The sequence below is a fragment of the Vibrio sp. CB1-14 genome (assembly GCF_040412085.2).
Lineage (GTDB): Bacteria > Pseudomonadota > Gammaproteobacteria > Enterobacterales > Vibrionaceae > Vibrio > Vibrio chaetopteri.
In genome coordinates this window covers 3,468,103-3,489,239 of the sequence record NZ_CP115920.1, presented here as the reverse complement: position 1 = coordinate 3,489,239, position 21,137 = coordinate 3,468,103, and the positions used below count along the sequence as shown (strand labels likewise).

Below are 21,137 nucleotides of genomic sequence, written 5' to 3'. Positions count from 1 at the left end.
GGAAGCTCCAGCTTATTGGTGTTTAAATTTAATGATGTCGCGACGCTGTTTCTTGTCAGGTCGACGCTCTGGACTTGGGTTGTGAGCGTGCAGCTTTCTTTTCAACGCGTTGTCTTCTCGCTTGGCGATACTCTCAGTTGTCTCGCTGTAGAGAGTCTGGGCTTCCGGTGCACCTCGACGTTGATCGGAGATTCGCTCAATGACCACGGTTTTCTCTTCATTACCTTGGCGCAGGGCGATCACTGCTCCCAATTCCACTATTTTGCTCGGCTTCGAGCGCTGTCCATTGTAGTGGACTTTGCCGCCGTCGACCATATTTCGTGCGATACTTCTGGTTTTATAGAAGCGAGCAGCCCATAACCATTTGTCCAAACGAACGGAATTATTCTCGGAACTCATTGTCAATCCTACTTTCTAAGTCAGTATTGGTAAGCCAAACTGAACTAGTGATAGATTTATCTTGCTATTGGTGTACTAAATGGTGCTTAGGTCTAAAAAATTCAACCCCGGAGTTGCAATAGCATTACTGTCACAGCAGATATGCTATAGTCTGTCGGTTAGCAAAGAGCAAAAAGTTGCTTATATCTTCGAGATTTATAACATAGTGAAATATCGGAAAGTTCATTATCTAGCAGGAAGTTAAAAGGGTGAAAGGAATATCTATATCGGCGAATGGCATTACCGCTGCCTCTTTGACTTCATTTTTACGACGTTGTACGCAGTACCAGCCTCAAATTAGCCTTATTGTCACCTTAGTGTTACTTGTTATCTCCTGCTGGATCGCGGGTGCTTTGTTGTGGCAGTTGTTTCCGCAATCGCACTCCGTAACACGCTGGGTCGCACCAACGACGGTGACTGCCACGAATAATGTGCAAACGGCTAAGTTGCAATCGTCAGATATCAATAATGCCAATATCTTTGGTCGTTACAGCAAAGAGCAAAAAGTGGTGCAAGCACCAGTGGTGACTGATGCTCCGAAGACTCGCCTTAATGTGGTGCTCGTTGGTTCGGTGGTGAGCTCAAACCCTGAGCGCAGCCTTGCGGTGGTTGCTCATCGAGGTAAGCAAGGTACCTATGGCATCGGTGAGCAGATTGATGGTACCCGTGCGACTGTGAATGCAGTTTTTATCGATCGGATTATCATTTCCAACTCTGGTCGTGATGAAACCGTGATGCTTGAGGGGGTCGAATATAAAAAGCTGGAGTTGAACCAGCGCCCGAAAGCCGCCGCTTCTAATATCGCTGGCAACAATCCCATCGACTCCGAAGAGAAGTTAGCGGCGATCCGTCGCACCATTACCCAAGACCCACAGCAAATATTCCAATACGTCAGGCTTTCTCAAGTAAAGCGTGATGGCAAGGTAGCAGGTTATCGAGTAAGCCCAGGGCGCGACCCTGAGCTGTTCAATTCGGTTGGTTTACAAAATGGCGATATCGCCATCGCACTCAATGGTGCTGACCTAACTGACCCTGCTGCGATGGGGCAGATTTATCAATCCATCACCGACCTAACCGAGTTGAACCTCACCGTTGAACGCGATGGACAGCAACATGACATCTTCATTCAGTTTTAGTCATGTCGACCGTATTACAAGGGAGCAATAAGTGAAAAGTTGGCTTAAAACAAGTACCTGGTTATTGATGGGGAGCCTGATGGCGGTACCCGCGGTATCAGCCAATGAATTTAGCGCCAGTTTTAAAGGCACTGACCTTCATGAGTTTATCAATATTGTTGGGCGTAACCTCGACAAAACCATCATCGTAGATCCTTCCGTACGCGGTAAAGTCGATGTGCGAAGTTATGACGTGCTGAATGAAGAGCAGTATTACAGCTTTTTCCTCAACGTTCTCGAAGTGTATGGCTTCGCGGTGGTTGAGATGGATAACGGCATTCTAAAAGTCATCAAAGCCAAAGACGCCAAAACATCCGCGATTCCGGTTGTGGGAGATACTGATATTGCCGTAGGCGATACAGTGGTCACTCGTGTGGTTGCGGTTAAAAACGTCTCGGTACGTGAGTTGTCACCACTACTAAGGCAGCTTAATGATAACGCTGGTGCAGGTAACGTAGTGCATTATGACCCGGCGAATATCATTCTGATCACAGGCCGCGCTGCGGTGGTGAACCGTTTAGCGGAAATTATCAAGCGTGTTGACCAAGCCGGTGATAAAGAAGTGGAAGTGGTGGAGCTGAAAAACGCGTCTGCAGCAGAAATGGTGCGTATTGTCGACGCGCTAAATAAAACTACGGATGCCAAAAATACCCCTGCATTCTTACAGCCTAAGCTGGTGGCGGACGAGCGTACCAACTCAATTCTTATTTCTGGCGACCCTAAAGTGCGCCAGCGCTTGCGCCGTTTGATTGGTCAACTGGACATCGAAATGGCCACCAAAGGCAATAACCGTGTTCAATACCTAAAATATGCCAAAGCGGAAGATTTGGTCGATGTGCTAAAAGGCGTGTCGGACAATCTGCAAAAAGAGAAACAAGCAGGAACAAAATCAGGCTCTACAGCCAATCGCAGTGAAGTCATGATTGCCGCGCACCAAGATACCAATGCGTTAGTACTGACCGCACCGCCAGATATTATGAAGGCGCTACTTGAGGTGATTTCTCAGCTGGATATTCGCCGCGCGCAGGTATTGATTGAAGCTCTAATTGTTGAACTGGCTGACGTAGATGGTGCTAACCTCGGTGTTCAGTGGGGCTCGGTCAACGGCGGCAGTGTGGTGCAGTTTAGCAACACTGGTGCGTCTATCGGCAGCGTGATGGTTGGTATGGAAGAAGCCAAAGACAAGAAGACTACAGAAACTCGTGTTGATGCTGATGGCAACCCATACAACGTTGAAACGACAACGACGGGTGATTTTAGTAAGTTGGCAAGCGCACTGAGCGGTGTACAAGGTGCAGCTGTTGGTATCGCCTTAGGTGACTGGACAGCACTCATCACGGCGGTTTCTAGTCAGTCAAATTCGAACATTTTGTCATCGCCAAGCATTACCGTAATGGATAACGGTGAAGCTTCGTTTATCGTCGGTGAAGAAGTCCCTGTTCTGACGGGGTCGACAGCGGGCTCAAACAATAGCAACCCATTCCAAACCGTTGATCGTAAAGAGGTTGGTATCAAACTAAAAGTGGTGCCACAGATCAACGAAGGTAACTCAGTTCAGCTTAACATTGAGCAAGAAGTCTCTAACGTCCTAGGTGCAAACGGTGCCGTTGACGTGCGTTTCGCTAAGCGTCAGCTCAATACTTCAGTCATGATCCAAGATGGCCAAATGCTGGTGCTTGGTGGCTTGATTGATGAGCGTGCGGCAGAGAGTGAATCGAAAGTGCCGTTCTTAGGTGATATTCCTTACCTTGGTCGCTTGTTTACGTCGACCTCGACCACGGTTGAGAAGAAGAATTTGATGGTCTTCATTAAGCCAACCATCATTCGCGACGGCATGACATCAGACGGTATTACGCAGCGTAAGTACAACTACATTCGCGCTGAGCAGCTGTTTAAGGCGGACAAAGGTCTTAAGCTGATGGATGATGGCTTCATTCCTGTATTGCCTGAATTTAATGAGACAGCGCGTTACCCATCAGAGATCCAAGCGTTTATTGATCAAGTGGAAGCGAAGTAATGATGGAAAGCCCAGAGCATCGCCCGCTAGCTAACCGCTTACCGTTTAGCTTTGCTAATCGCTTTAAAGTAGTGTTTGAAGCGCAGGAGTCGCAGTCGATTCTCTATTATGTAGAACCACTGGCGCTCAATGCCTTGCAGGAAGTAAAGCGAGTATTTCGAAAGCCGTTTTCTTTGCATGCACTGCCGTCGAGCGAGTTTGATGCCAAGTTGACCCAGGCTTACCAGCGTGACTCCTCTGAAGCTAGACAGCTGATGGAAGATATTGGTGCGGACAGTGATGACTTTTTCTCGCTGGCAGAAGAGCTGCCTCAAGATGAAGACCTGTTAGAGTCCGATGATGATGCGCCAATCATTAAATTGATCAATGCCATGCTTGGCGAAGCGATCAAAGAAGGCGCATCTGATATCCATATCGAAACCTTCGAGAAAGTGCTGTCGATCCGTTTTCGTATTGATGGTGTGCTGCGAGACGTTCTGGCACCAAGCCGCAAATTGGCACCGCTATTGGTTTCGCGCGTAAAGGTTATGGCTAAGCTGGATATCGCTGAAAAACGCGTACCACAAGATGGTCGTATTTCGCTGCGTATCGGTGGCCGAGCAGTGGATGTGCGTGTTTCGACGATGCCGTCATCGCACGGCGAGCGAGTAGTAATGCGTCTTTTAGACAAAAACGCCACTCGTCTTGATCTACACAGCTTAGGTATGACGGCAGATAACCATGTCAACTTTAGACATCTTATCGGCCGTCCTCACGGCATCATTTTGGTCACAGGTCCAACTGGCTCGGGTAAGTCGACCACGCTGTATGCTGGCTTACAAGAGATCAACAGCAATGAGCGCAATATCCTCACCGTTGAAGACCCGATTGAATTTGATATCGATGGCATCGGTCAAACTCAGGTGAATCCTAAAGTTGATATGACTTTCGCTCGAGGCTTGCGTGCTATCTTGCGTCAAGACCCCGATGTGGTGATGGTGGGTGAGATCCGTGACCTAGAAACGGCACAAATTGCCGTTCAAGCTTCATTGACCGGTCACTTGGTTATGTCGACATTGCATACCAATACGGCCGTAGGTGCGATCACACGTATGCGTGATATGGGTATTGAGCCATTTTTGATCTCCTCATCACTGCTGGGTGTATTGGCACAGCGCTTGGTACGTACCCTGTGTAATGACTGTAAACAACCTTACGAGGCGGATGCAGCCACTAAGCAACTGTTTGGTTTAGCTGAGCCTGAGCCGTTAACGCTGCACAAAGCGGTTGGCTGTGAACGTTGTAATCATAAAGGGTATCGCGGCCGAACGGGTATTCATGAGCTGCTGATGGTTAATGACAAGGTTCAATCGCTGATCCATGACGAAGCAGGTGAGCAGGCGATTGAAAAAGCAGTGCGCTCTCATACCCCAAGTATCCGTGATGATGGCTTCCATAAAGTCAAACTTGGTGTGACCTCGCTTGAAGAAGTCATGCGCGTGACTAAGGAAGCGTAAGTGGCGGCATTCGAATATAAGGCACTCAATGCCAAAGGTAAGCAAGTCAAAGGGTTGATAGAAGGTGATAATGCTCGCCAAGCGCGCCAGCGTCTAAAAGAGCAAGGCTTTATCCCGGTTGATATTGTTGAAGCCAAGGGCAAAGCATCGTCAAATTCATCGGGTACCGTCAACGCAACACCGATGTTTAAGCGTGGTTTAAGTACTCCTGATTTGGCACTGATTACGCGACAGTTATCTACCCTGGTTCAATCTGGCATGCCATTGGAAGAGTGTTTGCGAGCGGTGTCTGAGCAGTCAGAAAAGCCACGCATTCGCACTATGTTGGCGGCCATTCGCTCTAAAGTCACCGAAGGTTACACGCTGTCTGACAGTCTTGCTGACTATTCACATGTCTTCGATGAGCTGTTTCGCTCCATGGTGGCAGCCGGTGAAAAGTCAGGTCACCTAGATTCTATTTTGGAGCGTCTTGCGGATTACGCTGAAAATCGTCAGAAAATGCGCTCTAAGCTGCAACAAGCGATGATTTACCCAGTCGTGCTGGTGGTATTTGCGGTATCGATTGTGGCGTTTTTGCTAGCAGCCGTGGTGCCCAAAATTGTCGGTCAGTTTGTCCAAATGGGGCAGGAGCTGCCAGCATCGACACAGTTTTTGCTCTCTTCTAGTGACTTTATCCAAGAGTGGGGCTTATTGCTGCTTGGTGGTTTTACACTGACGTTGTATTTAATCAAAGTCGCACTTCGTAAGCCGTCTATCCGTATGAGTTGGGACACCAAAGTGTTAGGGCTTCCTCTTATTGGTAAGATTGCCCGAGGCCTGAATACATCGCGTTTTGCACGTACCTTAGCGATTTGTACCTCGAGTGCCATTCCTATCCTAGAAGGGATGAAAGTCTCTGTGGATGTGATGACCAACCATTTTGCTAAGAAGCAAGTGTCCACGGCGGCTGATAATGTGCGAGAAGGGGCTAGCCTTCGTAAAGCACTCGAGCAAACCAAGCTATTCCCACCTATGATGCTACACATGATCGCCAGTGGTGAGCAAAGTGGTGAGCTAGAGAGCATGCTGACGCGTGCGGCAGACAACCAAGACCAAAACTTTGAATCGACAGTGAACATTGCCCTTGGCATTTTCACCCCAGCACTGATTGCCTTAATGGCAGGTTTAGTACTGTTTATTGTGATGGCGACCCTAATGCCGATTTTGGAAATGAACAATTTGATGTCTGGTTAATCCAATCAGTCAGATGGTTAGAATTGCCCTCAATTTGAGGGCGTTTATTTGGAGTTAGAGATGAAAAAAACAATGAAAAAACAATCCGGCTTTACCTTGCTAGAGGTAATGGTAGTGGTTGTTATTTTGGGTATTTTGGCAAGCTTTGTCGTACCTAACTTGCTGGGTAACAAAGAGAAGGCAGACCAACAGAAAGCAGTGACGGATATCGTTGCTTTGGAGAATGCGCTTGATATGTACAAACTGGATAACAGTGTTTATCCAACGACGGATCAAGGCCTAGAAGCGCTGGTCACCAAACCAACCAACCCAGAGCCGCGTAACTACCGCGATGGTGGTTACATTCGTCGTCTACCAGCTGATCCATGGGGCAACGAATATCAATATCTAAGCCCAGGTGATAAAGGCACTATCGACATCTTTACCCTAGGTGCTGACGGCCAAGAGGGCGGTGAAGGCCCAGCGGCTGATATCGGTAACTGGAATATTCAAGACTTCCAGTAAACATGATAGGAGAGGTGGTTCGCCTCTCCTTTGTTCAAAGTGAATCTCCATGTTGTTGCACTCAAAACGTCGTCAATTAGGTTTTACGTTACTCGAAATTATGCTGGTACTGGTGCTGCTTTCTATCAGTGCGGTAGCGGTGATTTCGACCCTGCCTCAGAGTCAAAGTGACGACACCAAACAGCAAGCGCAGCGTTTATACCAAAGGCTACAACTGTTCAATGAAGAAGCGATGTTGGCAGGCAAAGACTTTGGTATACGTGTTGATGAAGCCAAAAAGCAATACGTGTTTCTCGAATTGACTTCTGAAGGTTGGCAGCGCGTGTCACTCAGTAAAATCCCAGAAGAGACGACCTTGCCAGAAACCTTGTCGATCAAACTCGATTTAAGCACGGGTATCTGGGGCGAGAGTGACAGGTTATTTGAGCCCGGCTCTTTGTTCGATGAAGACATGTTTGACGATGTGGAAAAAGAGAAAAAGCCGGAAAAGCCACCACAAGTCTTTATTCTCTCTAGCGGAGAGATTACCGAAGGCGCATTTGTTGTCGCGCCGGTGAATCGAGCATTGCAAGATCAAACCTGGTACGTCGAAGTCAAAGAAAATGGGCAGTTGGCGCTTATGGATGTGAAAGACTGGAATGAAAAAGACCGTTAGAGGCATGACTCTGCTTGAGGTGCTGATAGCGCTGGCGATATTTGCCACGGCGGCCATCTCCATCATCCGAGCGGTCAGTCAGCATATTAACACTCTGAGCTATCTGGAAGAGAAGGCGTTTGCCAGCATGGTGGTCGACAATCAGATGGCTAAGCTTATGCTCGACACTGCAAAGCCTAAAGCTAAGAAAGGCAAAGAGAAACTGGCGGGGCGCGAGTGGTATTGGAGCATTCAACCGGTTGAAACGGCAGATAACTTACTCTCGGCGGTGGATGTGAGCGTTGCCACTGATGCGAAAGCGAGCCCGATAGTGACGGTGAGAAGCTATGTCGACAAGTAACCGTGTTAAAGGCTTTACCCTCATCGAAGTTCTGGTGGCCATTGCAATTTTTGCCAGCTTAAGCGTAGCGGCCTATCAAGTGGTGAATCAGGTGCAGCGCAGCAATGAGCTTTCTCTAGAGCGCAGCACTCGACTACAAGAAATTCAGCGTGGCTTTGTTTATCTAGATAGTGACTTTAAGCAGTTGGCGCTGCGTCAGTTTCGTCATGAAGGGGAAGAGCCTTTGTCTCGTCTGATGCTTTGGCAAGAAGGGTTATTGGAGTCTGAAGGGCGCGGTTTACTGTTTGCTCGTCTAGGTTGGCTTAACCCGCAAAACCAATTCCCACGAGGTGAAGTGGCTAAGATAGGCTACCGCCTTCAAGAAGGTAAGCTTGAGCGTTTGTGGTGGCGTTATCCGGATACTAGTGTGGGCGAGCCTCCTGTGGTGCTCCCCATATTTACCAAGGTGGAAGCGTTTGATATGCGTTTTTACAATGGCGAATCTTGGACTAATGAATGGCAAACTGACATGACACTGCCGGTTGCAGTGGAAGTAAAAATCCGTTTTGAGGATTTTGATGAAATTAACCGTATTTATCTGACCCCAGCGGGTACGCTCAATGCGACATCTGGTGGCAACAACAATGGCTCAGAGGGTGGCAATAACCAAGGTAATAACCAGGGCAACAACCAAGGCGGTAACTCATGACAAGAGTGACGGTTAAATCCCAAAAAGGGGTCGCCTTGATTGTGATTCTTCTGTTACTTGCCATTATGGTATCTATTGCAGCTACGATGTCGGAGCGCCTATTTAGTCAATTTACTCGCGCGTCTAATCAGGTGAATTATCAGCAAGCTTATTGGTATGCGATTGGCGTCGAAGCATTGGCTTCAGTAGCGATAAAAGAGAGCTACAAAGACAATAAAGACAGCGTCAACCTCAATCAGCCTTGGGCGATTGAAGAGCGTACTTATCCACTCGATTATGGTGAGGCGACGGGCTACATTCGTGATATGCAGGCCTGTTTTAATATTAATGCTTTATCGACAGTACAGCCTAATCAAAACAGCGCAACCAAGCCATTTTTAGTGCGCTTTTTCCAAAAGCTGCTCGAGGAAAGCGGGGTCGAAAACTACCAAGCAGAGCAGGTGGCGGACTCCACATGGGAGTTTGTCAATAAAGAGACCAGTGTGCGCTCGGTATCCGGTGTCGGAGACAGCTACTATGAATCGCTTTCTCCTGCCTATGTGGCGGCCAATGGTTTGATTGCTGATAGCTCAGAGCTTAGAGCGATTAATCAGATGAGCGGTGAGGCGATGCTCAGTATAAGCCCTCTTGTATGTGCGTTGCCAACAAGCGATTGGCGCCTCAATGTAAATACGCTGGTTGAAGAGCAGGCTGGACTGTTATCAGCGTTGTTTGCGCCGAATCTCTCGCTCGAAAATGCGAGACAAATGATAGAGAACCGTCCATTTGATGGTTGGTCCGGAATTGATAAGTTTCTCGCTGAGTCGCAGATGGCCAGCGTGGATGATAATACTAAACAGCAAGCGCAACAGTACCTTGCTGTAGACAGTGCCTATTTTGAAATGGACACTCAGGTTGTTGTTGGAGAGTCGCGGATGCGTCTTCGCAGCCTGATTTATAGCCAAGATAGGCAGGAAGTGACGGTCGTTCGTCGTCGATTTGGAGGATTTAGTGAGCGAGTTCTTAACCGTTCGCCTGAATAGCCAACCAGATAGCCAAATACATTGGGCGGTATGGTCAACTAGTCAGCAAGAAGTGATAGCCAGCGGAGAGCTTAATAACCTCGACCAGCTCGCTGACATAAAAGAATATGCGCAGCAGCGCGTGACGTTGCTGATGCTGAGTGGACAGGATGTGCACTTTGCTGATGTCGAGATCCCAGCAGGTGGCGCGCGTCAGTTTGAGTCGATGTTGCCGTTTATTGTCGAAGATGACATCGCACAAGATGTCGATGAACTGCACTTTACTATTTTCAGTAAACAAGGTGGCCGCGCTTCTATTGCTGCAATGGATCGACAATACCTAACGCATGTCATTGACCGCTTTGCAGAGCAAGGCATAGAAATCAAAAAAGTGATCCCCGATGTCTTGGCATTGCCGCAAACAGAGCATGTGAGCGCGATTCATCTCGATGGTCAGTGGCTGTTTCGTACGGGCAATCAAAGCGGTCTCGTTGTCGATGAGGATTGGATGGATGCGGTTATTGATTCCGACTACCTGGTTCAATCGACGAGTGACGATGACAGCAAAGTGGTGATAGAGAGCTACTCTCCGGTTGCCAAGTCGCTGGCTGAGCGATCTTTGCATATCGATTGGCAAAGCATGCCGCCAGAGCCTGCGATGGCTCTGCTTTCAAAAGGCACCGTAGAAGCGAGTGCTAACTTAATGACCGGTGAGTTTAAGCCGAAAGCATCGTTCTTAAGGCATTGGAAAGTTTGGCAGAAAGTCGCCATTGCGGCCTCAGTGCTTATTGTTGCATTAGTCGCACAGCAAGTGGTGCTGGTGAATCAATACGAGGCACAAGCGGAGGCCTATCGAGCCGAAAGCGAACGAATTTTCCGAGCGGTTCTGCCAGACAAAAAGCGTATCCCTACGGTGAGCTACCTTAAGCGCCAGCTGGATGATGAGCTGAAGAGCTTGGGAGGCAGTGACCTGTCGAGTGCCTCTGTGTTGGAGTGGCTGTCGAAACTTCCCGACACGGTAGGGCAAGTGAATGGCATGCAAGTGCAGAGTTTTACTTTCGATGGCAACCGTAATGAAGTTCGCATGAATGTCACCAGTCGCGACTTTGACAGTTTCGAGGCGGCGCGAGTGAAGTTAGAAACGCAATTTGAAGTATCCCAAGGGCCACTTAACCGTAACGGCGAGGTGGTCATGGGTAACTTTGTACTTAAGAAGAAGTAGAGTGTAATGAAAGGATTATTACTGAACCTACAAAGCTGGTGGCTGAGTATCAGCCAGCGAGAGCAGCGACTGGTCGTGGCTTGCTCACTGGTGATCTTGCTTGGCATTGTTTATTGGGGAATCTTAGCCCCTTTTGCTCAGCGTACTGAGCTTGCGCAGTCGCGTATCCAGTCGGAGAGGCAACTGCTTACATGGGTGAAGCAAAAAGCGGATGATATATCTCAGCAGAGACAAGCGGGTGGGGTGGTTGTCTCTAAGGATCCGCTTAACCGCGTGATTACCTCGTCGACCAATCGATTCAGTATTGAACTCATTCGTATGCAACCACGCAACGATCAGTTGCAGGTATGGATTAAGCCGATTCCGTTTGAGTTCTTTGTTAATTGGCTGTTTTACTTACAAGACAATCACGGTGTGACGGTTGAGATCCTGGATATCGACAAGACCGATAAAAATGGCGTTATTGACGTCAACCGATTGCAATTTAAAAGAGGTGGCTAAGTGGTAAAAAAAGTCATCAAATACAGCTTATTGTGTACCACAGTTTTTGCCGTTAGCGCGATTTACCACCTGCCTGCCAGTGTTGTGATGAGCTATGCCCCTATGCCTAGAGAGCTCGCTCTGAATGGCACTACAGGCACTATTTGGCAGGGCAATGCGCAGAATGTTCGATTCCAGCAATATTCCATTGGTGATGTGTCATGGCAGTTTAGTTGGTCTAGTCTTATGACGCTCTCTCCGGAGTATTCATTACGCTTTGGTCGCGGCAGCTCGTTGGGTTTATCGGGGCGGGGAAATTTTGGTGTGAGCATGTCTGGTGCTTACCTTGAGAATGTTCTTGCTTCAATACCTGCAGATACCGTGGTTCAGTACGCGCCTATTCCAGTGCCGATTAAAGCGGGGGGGCAGTTAGAGCTTGCCATTAAGTCTCTCAATTATGCATCGCCATGGTGTGGCAGTGGTGACGGGAGTTTGTCGTGGAATGCTGGGTACATTGAGTCGCCTATCGGTAGCTTAGGACTGGGGCCGACAATTGTAGACTTATCTTGTGACGACAGTGTGCTTTCAGCTGCGGGTAGCCAAAACAGTAATCAGGTGTCGAGTGAGTTCTCTGCGAGTGTAACGCCGAATAGACAGTATCAATCACAGGCGTGGTTTAAGCCTGAATCTGAGTTTCCGACTAACATGCGTCAGCAGTTGAAATGGCTTGGCAATCCAGATGGCGAAGGACGGTATTCGTTTAATTATCAAGGGCGCTTTTAAGCGAGCGCTAGTTTAAACAGAAAAGGAGGCTAAGCCTCCTTTTCTGTATTTGAGTGGTTTACAGCGACGTGTTAGCTTTGTACTAGGATCTGATCCCACGGCAGATCTCGATCACCAATCACAATAAAATTAGGGTTCTCGAGTGTTTCGCGCTCGTTGTAAGAGAGTGGCTCTAGCTCGGTATCAACAATGGTACCACCGGCTTCTTCAACAATGCATTGTGTCGCCGCTGTGTCCCACTCGCCAGTGGGTCCTAGGCGCAGATAGCAATCGACAGCGCCTTCCGCGACCAAGCAGGCTTTGAGCGCGGCAGAACCAAGAGGCACTAAGTCATAGTTCCAGGCAGAGCTCATTCGCTTTGTGATGCGATTGATATTCTGACGGCGGCTAATGGCAATAGCGATAGATTGCTGTGGCATCTCATGTTTGAGTATTTTGATGCGCAGGCTTTCTCCTAGGCTTGGAATTTTCCATGCCCCTTTGCCTTCATAAGCGTGATAGGTCACGCCGGACACCGGTGCGTACACGACTCCCATGATTGGCTTGTTGTTGCTCACTAATGCAATGATGGTCGCAAAGTCGCCGCTGCGGGCGATGAACTCTTGAGTGCCATCAAGCGGGTCTACTAGCCAATAAGTGCTCCATTGTGAGCGCTGCTCTAAACTAATATCCGCTGCTTCTTCAGACAAAACAGGGATATCTGGCGTCAGCTCAGAGAGCTTTTCCATAATCAGTTTATGCGCAGCTAAGTCAGCGCTGGTCACTGGGGTTTCGTCATCCTTGATAAAGGCTTCGTAGTCTTTGTTCTCATAGATGTCGAGAATAAGCTGGCCAGCCTGACGCGCGATGTCGATGACAGCAGGAAGGTGATGCGATAAATCTAAATGTCTTGTTGCCACGTTATAACCCCAACTCTGACTTCATTCTTAGCATTAGTAGCAATGCGGTAATACTGCGTGCTTCTGAGAAGTCGAGATGAGTAAGTAGCTCATCGGCTTGTGCCAATGGCCATTTCACGATTTCTAGAGGCTCTGGTTCGTCCCCTTCGAGTTGCTCTGGATAGAGGTCTTGAGCAACAAACAAAGTCATGCGACTGGAGAAGTACGATGGCGCGAGAATCACCTCTTTGAGTGGTGTTAGCGTGTTGGCGCCAAAACCAATTTCTTCTTTGAGTTCACGTACCGCCGCTTGCTCAGCACTCTCGCCTAGATCGATGAGTCCTTTTGGAAAACCCAGTTCGTAGCGCTCGGTGCCTGCTGCATATTCGCGAACCAGCAAGATATCCCCATGCTCAGTGATCGGCACCATCATGACCGCATTGCGACCACTCGGTTTCATGCGCTCATACGTGCGCTTTTCGCCGTTCGAAAACGCTAAGTCTAAAGCCTCAATTTTAAATAGCCTAGATTCAGCTACTGTCTTTTGGGCTAAGATCTCAGGTCCTTTTTTGGATGGCATGGGCGTTCTCCTCCGCTGGGTGCCAGTGTTTTCTGAAACGCTTGATCGTTTGAAACATTAAGCACTTGGCACTCGAATAGTAGTTAGTGATCAATATATATAGGATTTGGACGCGCGCCAAATGGTAGTGCTAAAAAAGAGCGCAAAGGTTTACCTTGGCGCTCGATTCGAAAACAAATTTGGCAATGAGCCATCCTTGCTAGTAGTAAGAATGCTCGCCGCGATCGTGCTCTGTCATATCTCTGACTGCGGTTAGCTCACCAGAGAATTCTTGAAGAAGCTGTTTCTCGATGCCTTCTTTTAGTGTTACATCCACCATTGAGCAACCGTTACAGCCACCGCCGAATTGGACGATAGCGATCCCTTCTTCAGTAATTTCCATCAAACTTACGTGACCACCGTGACCCGCTAGCTGAGGGTTAACCTGAGTTTGGATAGCGTACTCAACACGCTCCATCAGTGGCGCATCATCGGAAACTTTACGCATTTTTGCGTTTGGCGCTTTTAGCGTTAGCTGTGAACCCATTTTGTCGGTAACGAAGTCGATCTCTGCATCTTCTAGAAATGGTAGAGATAGCTCATCAACGTAGGCTGATAGTATTTCATACTTGAATTCGGTGTCGTTCGACTCAACCGCTTCTGGTGGGCAGTAAGACACACCACACTCAGCGTTTTGAGTGCCTGGGTTAACGACAAAAACACGGATGTTCGTTCCCTCTGGCTGTTGAGCCAGCAGTTTAGCGAAGTGGCTTTGAGCACTTTCTGTAATAGTAATTGGATTTGACACGACGAATACCTGAGTAAGATTGTAGGTTATTGCCCCCATTCTACTCTTGTCACGAGTAGATGCCAAAAAATTTTGCACATCCTCTGCGCAATCTGGCTGATAACCCAGCAGTGGGCTTACTTTGGGGTACGGCATAAACAATAAATATCGATTTTTTCTACGTTCACTTCAAGTAATAATTCACTCAGATGCCGAACGGTTGCGCCGGTTGTGACCACATCATCAATAATGGCGACGTGTTTTGATGTTGGTCTTTGTTGGAGAGAGAACGCTTGGCGTACATTCTCCAGTCTTTGTTGCCGATTCAGGTTTTTTTGAGTTGCGGTGTGGTGGTGTTTGCGAAAAACGCTGTCTGCGGTTTCGACCTCTGGCAACTGCTGTGCGAGTTGCAGCATCAGAAGCTCACTAAGGTTAAAGCCTCGTTTTAATTCGACATGAAGCAGCGTCGGGACACAAATCAGCAGTGGTGCGGGTTCATCGTTGATACGTTCTGCGAGCAATTTACTCAGCGGTGGCAATAACCAAGGCTCCCTATGTTGTTTTATGCGCTGGATAAAAGATGATAGAGGTGGCCGGTAATCGCCAAGACAAATCAGCGTTTGCCACGGAGGCGGTGTGGTGAGGCATGTGCCGCAGATCTCGGCGGTATTGTCCATAGTCAGGCCACAGCGTCTGCAGCGATGACGTTCAAAGTTAAACAATGACTGGCAGTGCTCACACCATAGATTGTGACCAAGAGAGCGGTTAATGGTGAATCCGCAGACATGACATTGTTTTGGTAGCCGAGATAAAAATCGCATTGGTCTGAGTTGACGTGTAAAGGAATCCTATTAGCATGGAACAATTCGAAGCAGAAAAAGAACCAAATCAGTAGGAGATCGTGTGAGCAGTTCGGCAAAAGTACATTGGCAGGTGGAAGGGCAAGGACCTGATTTGGTGCTAGTACACGGTTGGGGCATGAACGGCGCGGTATGGTCTGCATGCGTTAGTGAGCTGGCTGAGCACTTCACCGTGCATACGGTTGATTTACCTGGCTATGGCTACAGTCATCAAATTGGCTACGAATCTTTGACTGAGCTGGTGAACGCATTGCTAGCAGAAGCACCAGAGCGTGCCATTTGGCTTGGCTGGTCACTAGGTGGGTTGATTGCGACACACATTGCCCATGAGTATCCAGCGCGTGTCAGTCAGTTAGTTACCTTGGCGAGTTCACCAAAATTTTCCCAAGGAGAGGGGTGGCGCGGGATTAAACAAGACGTACTCGCGGCGTTTATGACTCAGCTCAGTGATAATTTCACGGTGACGATTGAGCGTTTTATGGCGCTGCAAGCCATGGGTAGTCCAAGTGCACGCCAAGATATTAAGCAACTCAAACAAGCGGTGCTTTCTAGGCCTATGCCTTGCCCCGATGCATTGATGTTAGGTTTACAGTGGTTAGATAAACTTGATTACCGCAGTGAGCTTGCTGCGCTAACCATGCCTGTGCATCGCTGGTATGGGCGCTTAGACGGTTTGGTGCCGGTGCGAGTCGCCAGTTTGTTAGATAGACAGATGGAGGCTCATCAAAGTCATATTTTTACCGCGTCTTCCCACGCTCCCTTTATTACTGAAACCGCTGAATTTATCGCGCGGGTTCGTGAGTTAGATCGCTAATTTTTGCGGTTTTTTTGCACAAATAGGTAAAGGTTGGCACTGTTTTTCCGATAATCTAATAGATAGATTGCTCGTCGGTCTAGGTTAGTTGTTGAGGTTTGGCGAAAATCACTCACAGCAGAGGAGCGTGACCTATGATAGTGTCGCCCAACAGTGTTAGTGCCCCAGTTATAGCCCCGTCGGTCAATCCACAAACTGAGCAGGCGGCGCGTGACAACAAAGTGCGTGAACCGATCGTGCCTACGGTTGAACTGGCAAGGACGAATGCTGAGCGCCGAATTAATGAGGAAGAAAAACGCCGTAAACGTTCGGCATGGGATCCTGCTGAGCATCCAGACTATGATGCTGAAGAAGCGTCCCTCGAACGTGAAGACCCGATTGAGCGCCTGTTTTATTTGCTGTCACTGAGCAGTTACAGTCAGTCTCAAGGTAAGGGATATGCGATGCGTTTTCGCTTGCCTGCCAAAGTGCTTCAAGAAGCGTTGATGGCAGGAAAAATGGCCAAGCGACGTACGGTGATTCGCTATCACTATGGACACTCGGTGGCACCGAATACGCCCTCGGATATTATTGCCGTTGGATAACGCTTACTATTAGAAAGCAAAAAGAGCACTCAAGGTGCTCTTTTTGCTTTTTTGGGCAGGTTACTTTTTCGCTTTCGCGAAGGCGGCAGCGAATGCCCCACCCATCGCACTGCTGCCTGTTTCTTGGTGATTTGAACGTTGACGTTGACCGCCACACTGATTGTCACGCTGGTTGCCACGGGCGGGTTTGTTTGAACGAGCGGGGCGGTTATCCGCACCAGGTTCATCGTTGAGGCGCATTGATAAACCAATACGCTTGCGGCCTGCATCCACTTCCATGACTTTCACTTTTACGATATCACCGGCTTTCACCACTTCACGCGGGTCAGCGACAAACTTGTCAGTTAGCGCAGAGATGTGCACTAAACCATCTTGGTGAACACCGATATCCACAAACGCACCGAAGTTAGCCACATTCGAAACGACGCCTTCGAGAACCATGCCTGGCTCAAGATCGTTGATAGTGTTGACACCTTCAGCGAAGGTTGCCGTTTTAAACTCTGGGCGAGGGTCTCGACCAGGCTTATCTAGCTCTCGGATGATGTCGGTGACCGTTGGTAGACCGAAGGTCTCATCGGTGTAATCAACCGCATTGACGGTGCGAAGGAAGCTGCTGTCACCGATGATAGATTTCATTGCGCGACCGGTTTTCTCCGCAATGGTTTTGACCACAGGGTAAGCTTCTGGGTGCACGGCTGATGCATCAAGCGGGTTCTTACCATCCATGATACGTAGGAATCCAGCACACTGCTCAAACGCTTTAGGGCCAAGTCGCGCCACTTTTTTAAGTGTGGTACGAGCTTCGAAGCGACCGTTTTCATCACGGTAGTCGACAATGTTTTGTGCCAGCGTGGAAGATAAGCCCGCGACACGAGTTAGTAGCGCAGCAGAAGCGGTGTTTACATCAACACCGACAGCGTTTACACAGTCTTCCACAACGGCATCGAGACGCTTAGCCAGCATGGTCTGGCTTACATCATGCTGATACTGACCCACACCGATGGATTTAGGGTCGATCTTCACAAGCTCCGCCAGTGGATCTTGCAAACGTCTCGCAATAGAAACCGCACCGCGCAGGGATACGTCCATATTTGGGAACTCTTTTGCTGCCAGTTCAGATGCTGAATACACAGACGCGCCGGCTTCACTGACGATGATCTTCTGCACTTTTAAGTTACCGCGTTTGATGACATCTGCTGCAAAACTATCGGTCTCGCGCGATGCCGTGCCGTTACCGATGGCAATCAAATCGACGTTAAATTGGCGAACTAATTTATCCACTGCATGGGCGGCTTTGTCGTACTGTTTTTGAGGAACATGCGGGTAAATGGTGTCGGTTGCGAGCACTTTACCAGTGGCATCTACCACCGCGACCTTACAACCGGTGCGCAGACCTGGGTCGAGGCCAAGCGTGGCTTTTGGACCGGCGGGCGCGGCCATCAACAGATCTTTCAAGTTGGTGGCAAATACCGTAATCGCGTCGACTTCAGAGCGCTCTTTGAGTGCGCCCATCAGTTCGGTTTCCATGTGCATGGAGACTTTAATGCGCCATGCCCAGCTGATGACTTGTTTGCGCCATGCATCTGCCGGTGCCTGGCTAAGATGAATGCCGTAGTGCTCAGCAATCAGAGTTTCGCAGTAGGACTCACGAGCGTTTTCTTCGTTGGCAGGGTCGGCGTTAACCGATAGCTGCAAGAAGCCTTCATTACGGCCGCGAAGCATCGCCAGTGCACGGTGAGACGGCACTTTGCTCATTGCCTCATCGTGTTCAAAGTAGTCTTTGAACTTTTCACCGTCTTGCTCTTTGCCAGTCACAACGCGTGAGCGCAGTTCAGCGTGGCGATTTAGGTATTGACGCACTTTTTCGAGTAGGTCGGCATCTTCTGCGATGCGCTCCATAATGATGGCACGCGCGCCATCCAAAGCCGCTTTGCTGTCGGCAATGCCTTTTTCACTGTCGATGTAACTCGACGCAGCAGTTTCAGGTTCATTGCTTGGATTTGTCCACAACAAGTCGGCTAGAGGCTCAAGGCCGGCCTCAATAGCAATTTGACCTTTGGTGCGACGTTTAGGTTTGTAAGGTAGGTACAGATCTTCAAGACGAGTTTTGTTGTCCGCATTCTCAATTTCACTGCGCAGCTCTGCTGTAAGCTTGCCCTGATCGTCGATGGATTTCAGAATCGTCTGACGTCGGTCGTCCAATTCACGCAGGTAGCTTAAACGCGAGTCTAAGGTGCGAAGTTGAGTATCATCCAGCCCCCCAGTGACCTCTTTTCGATAGCGAGCGATAAATGGAACTGTGTTACCGTCATCAATTAGGGTAACGGCGGCTTCAACTTGCTTGTGACTGACGTTCAGCTCTTTAGCAATCAGTTGACAGATAGCTTGGCTCATCCGTGTATTCTCTTTTTTGTTGTGTGGGGAGTGCGCGGGCACTCCTAGATATCCATAGGATATAAGGGCATCAGCAGTGATTTGCAATTCCCTGGTCATTTTTCTGCGCCACGTTTCTGATACACGTTTCTGCTATGGAGAAAGGTGAAACCAAACGAGGAATTGCTAATTTATTGATAATCGCGTGGATATTCCGTTGATTTTCTGTAAAGTTTAAAGGAGTCGGTAAACGAAGTGAGTCGACCGTTGTCTTAGGAACTCATGCGTATTTAGAGCCAGTCGATGAATGGATGTATTAAAATGAAAACTACAGCAACTAAATTGGCGTTAATTCTAGCCACAATGACAAGCGGGTGGGCTATGGCTGCACCAGATCTCTCTACTACACAAGCACCGGTTCTTTCTATTGAGGATAAGATTGTCCTTGGACGCGTTGAAAGTGTTTACTACCAAGATATTGAAGCGCTCGAAGGCATTCCATTTGTCGGTAAAATCGATACGGGCGCTGATACTACATCAATGCACGCTGAAGACATTAAGGTCATCAGTAACAATCCTAAGTACCAAGGACTCAGTGACGAGAAGCTGATGCAAACCATCGTCGATGAGTATGGTGGCTCAGCGAGTGACTGGTGGCTAAAAGAGTTCGATAATGACGAGCGCAACTTCCAAGGCGTAGTGAACTTCACTTTGCGCCACCCTTACACGGGTGAAAAGATTGAAATGGAGCGCCCATTGACGCGCACCAGTGTCATTCGAAGCCGCACCAGTTCGACGCCTATCTACCGCCCAGTTGTCACTTTGCCAATGACCATTGCTGGCAAGACCGTGGACACGGAAGTGAACCTTACCGACCGAAGCGGCTTTAGCGCCCCAATTTTGATCGGTAAGACCTTCCTAGCCAACAACGCTTGGGTTATGGCTGGATACGACTACCTGCAAGAACAAAAAGACGCGCAAGTGATTGGTCGCCGAGAATCCGGCTCGGTGACAGATGTGCCGGTAGACGTCAGCATCTCTTTGTCGAACAACTACAGCATTCTCAATGCGCAAAATATTGAGGTAGACAAAAAAGCCAATTCAGTAAGCTTCGATTTGGTTGGCAAGGAAGGCGCACAAAAACGTGTCACTTATCCGTTAGTGAAAATGCTTTCAGTGTCAGGCAATGAGTACCCAATGATCTTTGTACCATTTAAAGGTGGTAAAGACTTTGAAGGTACGATTCAGGTTTACCTTAAAGATCGCTCGAAGCAGAGCACTCAGCTTCGTCTAGGTCTGAATACGCTTAACAAGAACTTTATTGTCGATACCGGCGCTAAAGGAAAGCTTGAGAAGAAAAAGCAGAGCTTTGCAGCTCGCATGAAAGACAAGCCGCTGGTGGTCTCACCAACGGAAAGCTTGATCCTCGATGGTGTTCAGCTTGATGCCGAACCGTCGTTTGCGGTAAACACGCCGCTTCTGAAAGTCAGCAGTTTCGAAATCATTGAAGCTAAGGGTCGCGACAAAGTGGAGTACTACTTGTCGAGTGATTTAGGCAATGAAGAGAAGATCCGCAAAACTATTTTACGCCGCATCAAAGTGGGCGATACGGTAAGGCCGGTGGTCGATGGTGAGTTTATCGTTGGTGATCGCACCGTTACTGTAGAGTTTGCACTTGAAGCACTCGATAGCGATGAAGGGGATAAGCCATACTTTATCATCGGTAAGAAAGCCACAAAGGCGGGTGTACTGGTGAATACTCGCAGTGAGAACCTACTCGATGCCTACCCTGTGTTTACGGCAGGGCATATTGAAAATGCCACGGTGGAAGGGCTCTCTTTCCCAGTGAAACTGGATACGGGTGCCGACGTCAGCTCAATGAACGCGACCAACATCAAGCAGTTTGAAAAAGATGGCAAGAAAATGGTGACCTTCACCTACACCAATGACATGGGTATGAAGCAAGAATTTACCCGCGAAGTGGTGGATGTGATGCGCATTCGTGCTAAAGCTGGGGAGAAGGCCAATGTTCGCCCTGTGGTCAATATGCGCGTGAAACTTGGCGATGTTGAGAAAACAGTACGTGTGAACCTGCAAGACCGCTCTCGTTTCCACTACAGTATGATTCTCGGTAAGAACTTCCTCAAGTATGGCGTTGTGGTCAGTAGTGATGAGAACTTCCTGTTGGGCAACGAGATAGGCAGTCACTAACGACAGCCTGCTGGATATAAAAAAATGGCCGCGAACTTC

At 48.6% G+C, this 21,137-nt stretch carries 21 protein-coding genes; 15 read left to right on the top strand and 6 right to left on the bottom strand.

Translation table 11 applies throughout. The features are described from left to right. Positions 1-12: 12 nt before the first annotated feature. Complete coding sequence (gene hslR / locus PG915_RS16090; RefSeq protein ID WP_353497359.1) at positions 13-399, bottom strand: ribosome-associated heat shock protein Hsp15; 387 nt, start codon at positions 397-399, stop codon at positions 13-15. 248 nt (positions 400-647) lie between these two features. On the opposite strand from hslR, the gene gspC reads away from it, so the two are divergent. The 12 genes from gspC to PG915_RS16030 are packed head-to-tail and all read left to right on the top strand — an operon-like array spanning position 648 to position 12,032. After that, positions 648-1,574 carry a type II secretion system protein GspC gene (gene gspC / locus PG915_RS16085; RefSeq protein ID WP_418641797.1) on the top strand — a complete coding sequence of 309 codons (927 nt, stop codon included), beginning with the start codon at positions 648-650 and terminating at the stop codon, positions 1,572-1,574. Positions 1,575-1,605: 31 nt separating this feature from the next. Next, complete coding sequence (gspD, locus tag PG915_RS16080; protein ID WP_353497358.1) at positions 1,606-3,630, top strand: type II secretion system secretin GspD; 2,025 nt, start codon at positions 1,606-1,608, stop codon at positions 3,628-3,630. Continuing rightward, positions 3,630-5,126 carry a type II secretion system ATPase GspE gene (gene gspE, locus PG915_RS16075; RefSeq protein ID WP_353497357.1) on the top strand — a complete coding sequence of 499 codons (1,497 nt, stop codon included), beginning with the start codon at positions 3,630-3,632 and terminating at the stop codon, positions 5,124-5,126. The genes gspD and gspE overlap by 1 nt, the downstream gene beginning before the upstream one ends. Then, complete coding sequence (gspF, locus tag PG915_RS16070) at positions 5,127-6,359, top strand: type II secretion system inner membrane protein GspF (protein WP_353497356.1); 1,233 nt, start codon at positions 5,127-5,129, stop codon at positions 6,357-6,359. A gap of 60 nt (positions 6,360-6,419) precedes the next feature. After that, complete coding sequence (gene gspG / locus PG915_RS16065) at positions 6,420-6,863, top strand: type II secretion system major pseudopilin GspG (protein WP_112460935.1); 444 nt, start codon at positions 6,420-6,422, stop codon at positions 6,861-6,863. 55 nt (positions 6,864-6,918) lie between these two features. Beyond that, the gene (gene gspH, locus PG915_RS16060) at positions 6,919-7,518 is read left to right on the top strand and encodes a type II secretion system minor pseudopilin GspH (RefSeq protein WP_353498745.1); all 600 of its coding nucleotides are present in this window, start codon (positions 6,919-6,921) and stop codon (positions 7,516-7,518) included. Continuing rightward, positions 7,502-7,858: a type II secretion system minor pseudopilin GspI gene (gspI, locus tag PG915_RS16055; RefSeq protein WP_112460933.1), complete on the top strand. Its 357-nt coding sequence runs from the start codon at positions 7,502-7,504 to the stop codon at positions 7,856-7,858. The genes gspH and gspI overlap by 17 nt, the downstream gene beginning before the upstream one ends. Beyond that, a complete protein-coding gene (gene gspJ, locus PG915_RS16050; protein ID WP_353497355.1) occupies positions 7,845-8,546 on the top strand; it encodes a type II secretion system minor pseudopilin GspJ in 702 nt (233 codons plus the stop codon). Before gspI ends, gspJ begins: the two co-directional genes overlap by 14 nt. Then, complete coding sequence (gene gspK / locus PG915_RS16045; RefSeq protein WP_353497354.1) at positions 8,543-9,568, top strand: type II secretion system minor pseudopilin GspK; 1,026 nt, start codon at positions 8,543-8,545, stop codon at positions 9,566-9,568. Before gspJ ends, gspK begins: the two co-directional genes overlap by 4 nt. Beyond that, the gene (gspL, locus tag PG915_RS16040) at positions 9,537-10,769 is read left to right on the top strand and encodes a type II secretion system protein GspL (RefSeq protein WP_353497353.1); all 1,233 of its coding nucleotides are present in this window, start codon (positions 9,537-9,539) and stop codon (positions 10,767-10,769) included. The genes gspK and gspL overlap by 32 nt, the downstream gene beginning before the upstream one ends. 6 nt (positions 10,770-10,775) lie before the next feature. Further along, positions 10,776-11,270 carry a type II secretion system protein M gene (locus tag PG915_RS16035; protein WP_353497352.1) on the top strand — a complete coding sequence of 165 codons (495 nt, stop codon included), beginning with the start codon at positions 10,776-10,778 and terminating at the stop codon, positions 11,268-11,270. Next, positions 11,271-12,032, top strand: coding sequence for a type II secretion system protein N (locus tag PG915_RS16030; RefSeq protein WP_353497351.1), 762 nt, complete (start codon positions 11,271-11,273; stop codon positions 12,030-12,032). Between the two features lie 71 nt (positions 12,033-12,103). Here PG915_RS16030 and cysQ read toward each other — a convergent pair whose 3' ends face one another. The 4 genes from cysQ to PG915_RS16010 form a co-directional block, all read right to left on the bottom strand. Continuing rightward, complete coding sequence (gene cysQ, locus PG915_RS16025; protein ID WP_353497350.1) at positions 12,104-12,931, bottom strand: 3'(2'),5'-bisphosphate nucleotidase CysQ; 828 nt, start codon at positions 12,929-12,931, stop codon at positions 12,104-12,106. Between the two features lies 1 nt (position 12,932). Then, positions 12,933-13,490, bottom strand: a complete 558-nt coding sequence (nudE, locus tag PG915_RS16020; RefSeq protein ID WP_112460929.1) for an ADP compounds hydrolase NudE — start codon at positions 13,488-13,490, stop codon at positions 12,933-12,935. Positions 13,491-13,689: 199 nt separating this feature from the next. Next, on the bottom strand, positions 13,690-14,316 hold the full coding sequence (nfuA, locus tag PG915_RS16015) for a Fe-S biogenesis protein NfuA (protein ID WP_418641794.1): 627 nt from the start codon (positions 14,314-14,316) through the stop codon (positions 13,690-13,692). Between the two features lie 77 nt (positions 14,317-14,393). Next, positions 14,394-15,077, bottom strand: a complete 684-nt coding sequence (locus PG915_RS16010) for a ComF family protein (protein WP_353497348.1) — start codon at positions 15,075-15,077, stop codon at positions 14,394-14,396. A gap of 82 nt (positions 15,078-15,159) precedes the next feature. On the opposite strand from PG915_RS16010, the gene bioH reads away from it, so the two are divergent. Together bioH and PG915_RS16000 are read left to right on the top strand one after the other, a co-directional pair. Continuing rightward, on the top strand, positions 15,160-15,930 hold the full coding sequence (gene bioH, locus PG915_RS16005) for a pimeloyl-ACP methyl ester esterase BioH (RefSeq protein WP_353497347.1): 771 nt from the start codon (positions 15,160-15,162) through the stop codon (positions 15,928-15,930). 134 nt (positions 15,931-16,064) lie between these two features. Continuing rightward, complete coding sequence (locus tag PG915_RS16000) at positions 16,065-16,514, top strand: ATP-dependent Lon protease (RefSeq protein ID WP_353497346.1); 450 nt, start codon at positions 16,065-16,067, stop codon at positions 16,512-16,514. Between the two features lie 60 nt (positions 16,515-16,574). On the opposite strand, the gene PG915_RS15995 is transcribed toward PG915_RS16000, so the two are convergent. Then, positions 16,575-18,908 carry a Tex family protein gene (locus PG915_RS15995; RefSeq protein WP_353497345.1) on the bottom strand — a complete coding sequence of 778 codons (2,334 nt, stop codon included), beginning with the start codon at positions 18,906-18,908 and terminating at the stop codon, positions 16,575-16,577. A 300-nt stretch (positions 18,909-19,208) separates the two neighbouring features. On the opposite strand from PG915_RS15995, the gene PG915_RS15990 reads away from it, so the two are divergent. After that, positions 19,209-21,098 (top strand): ATP-dependent zinc protease, encoded by a 1,890-nt coding sequence (locus PG915_RS15990; protein ID WP_353497344.1) that lies wholly within the window; start codon positions 19,209-19,211, stop codon positions 21,096-21,098. Positions 21,099-21,137 lie beyond the last annotated feature (39 nt).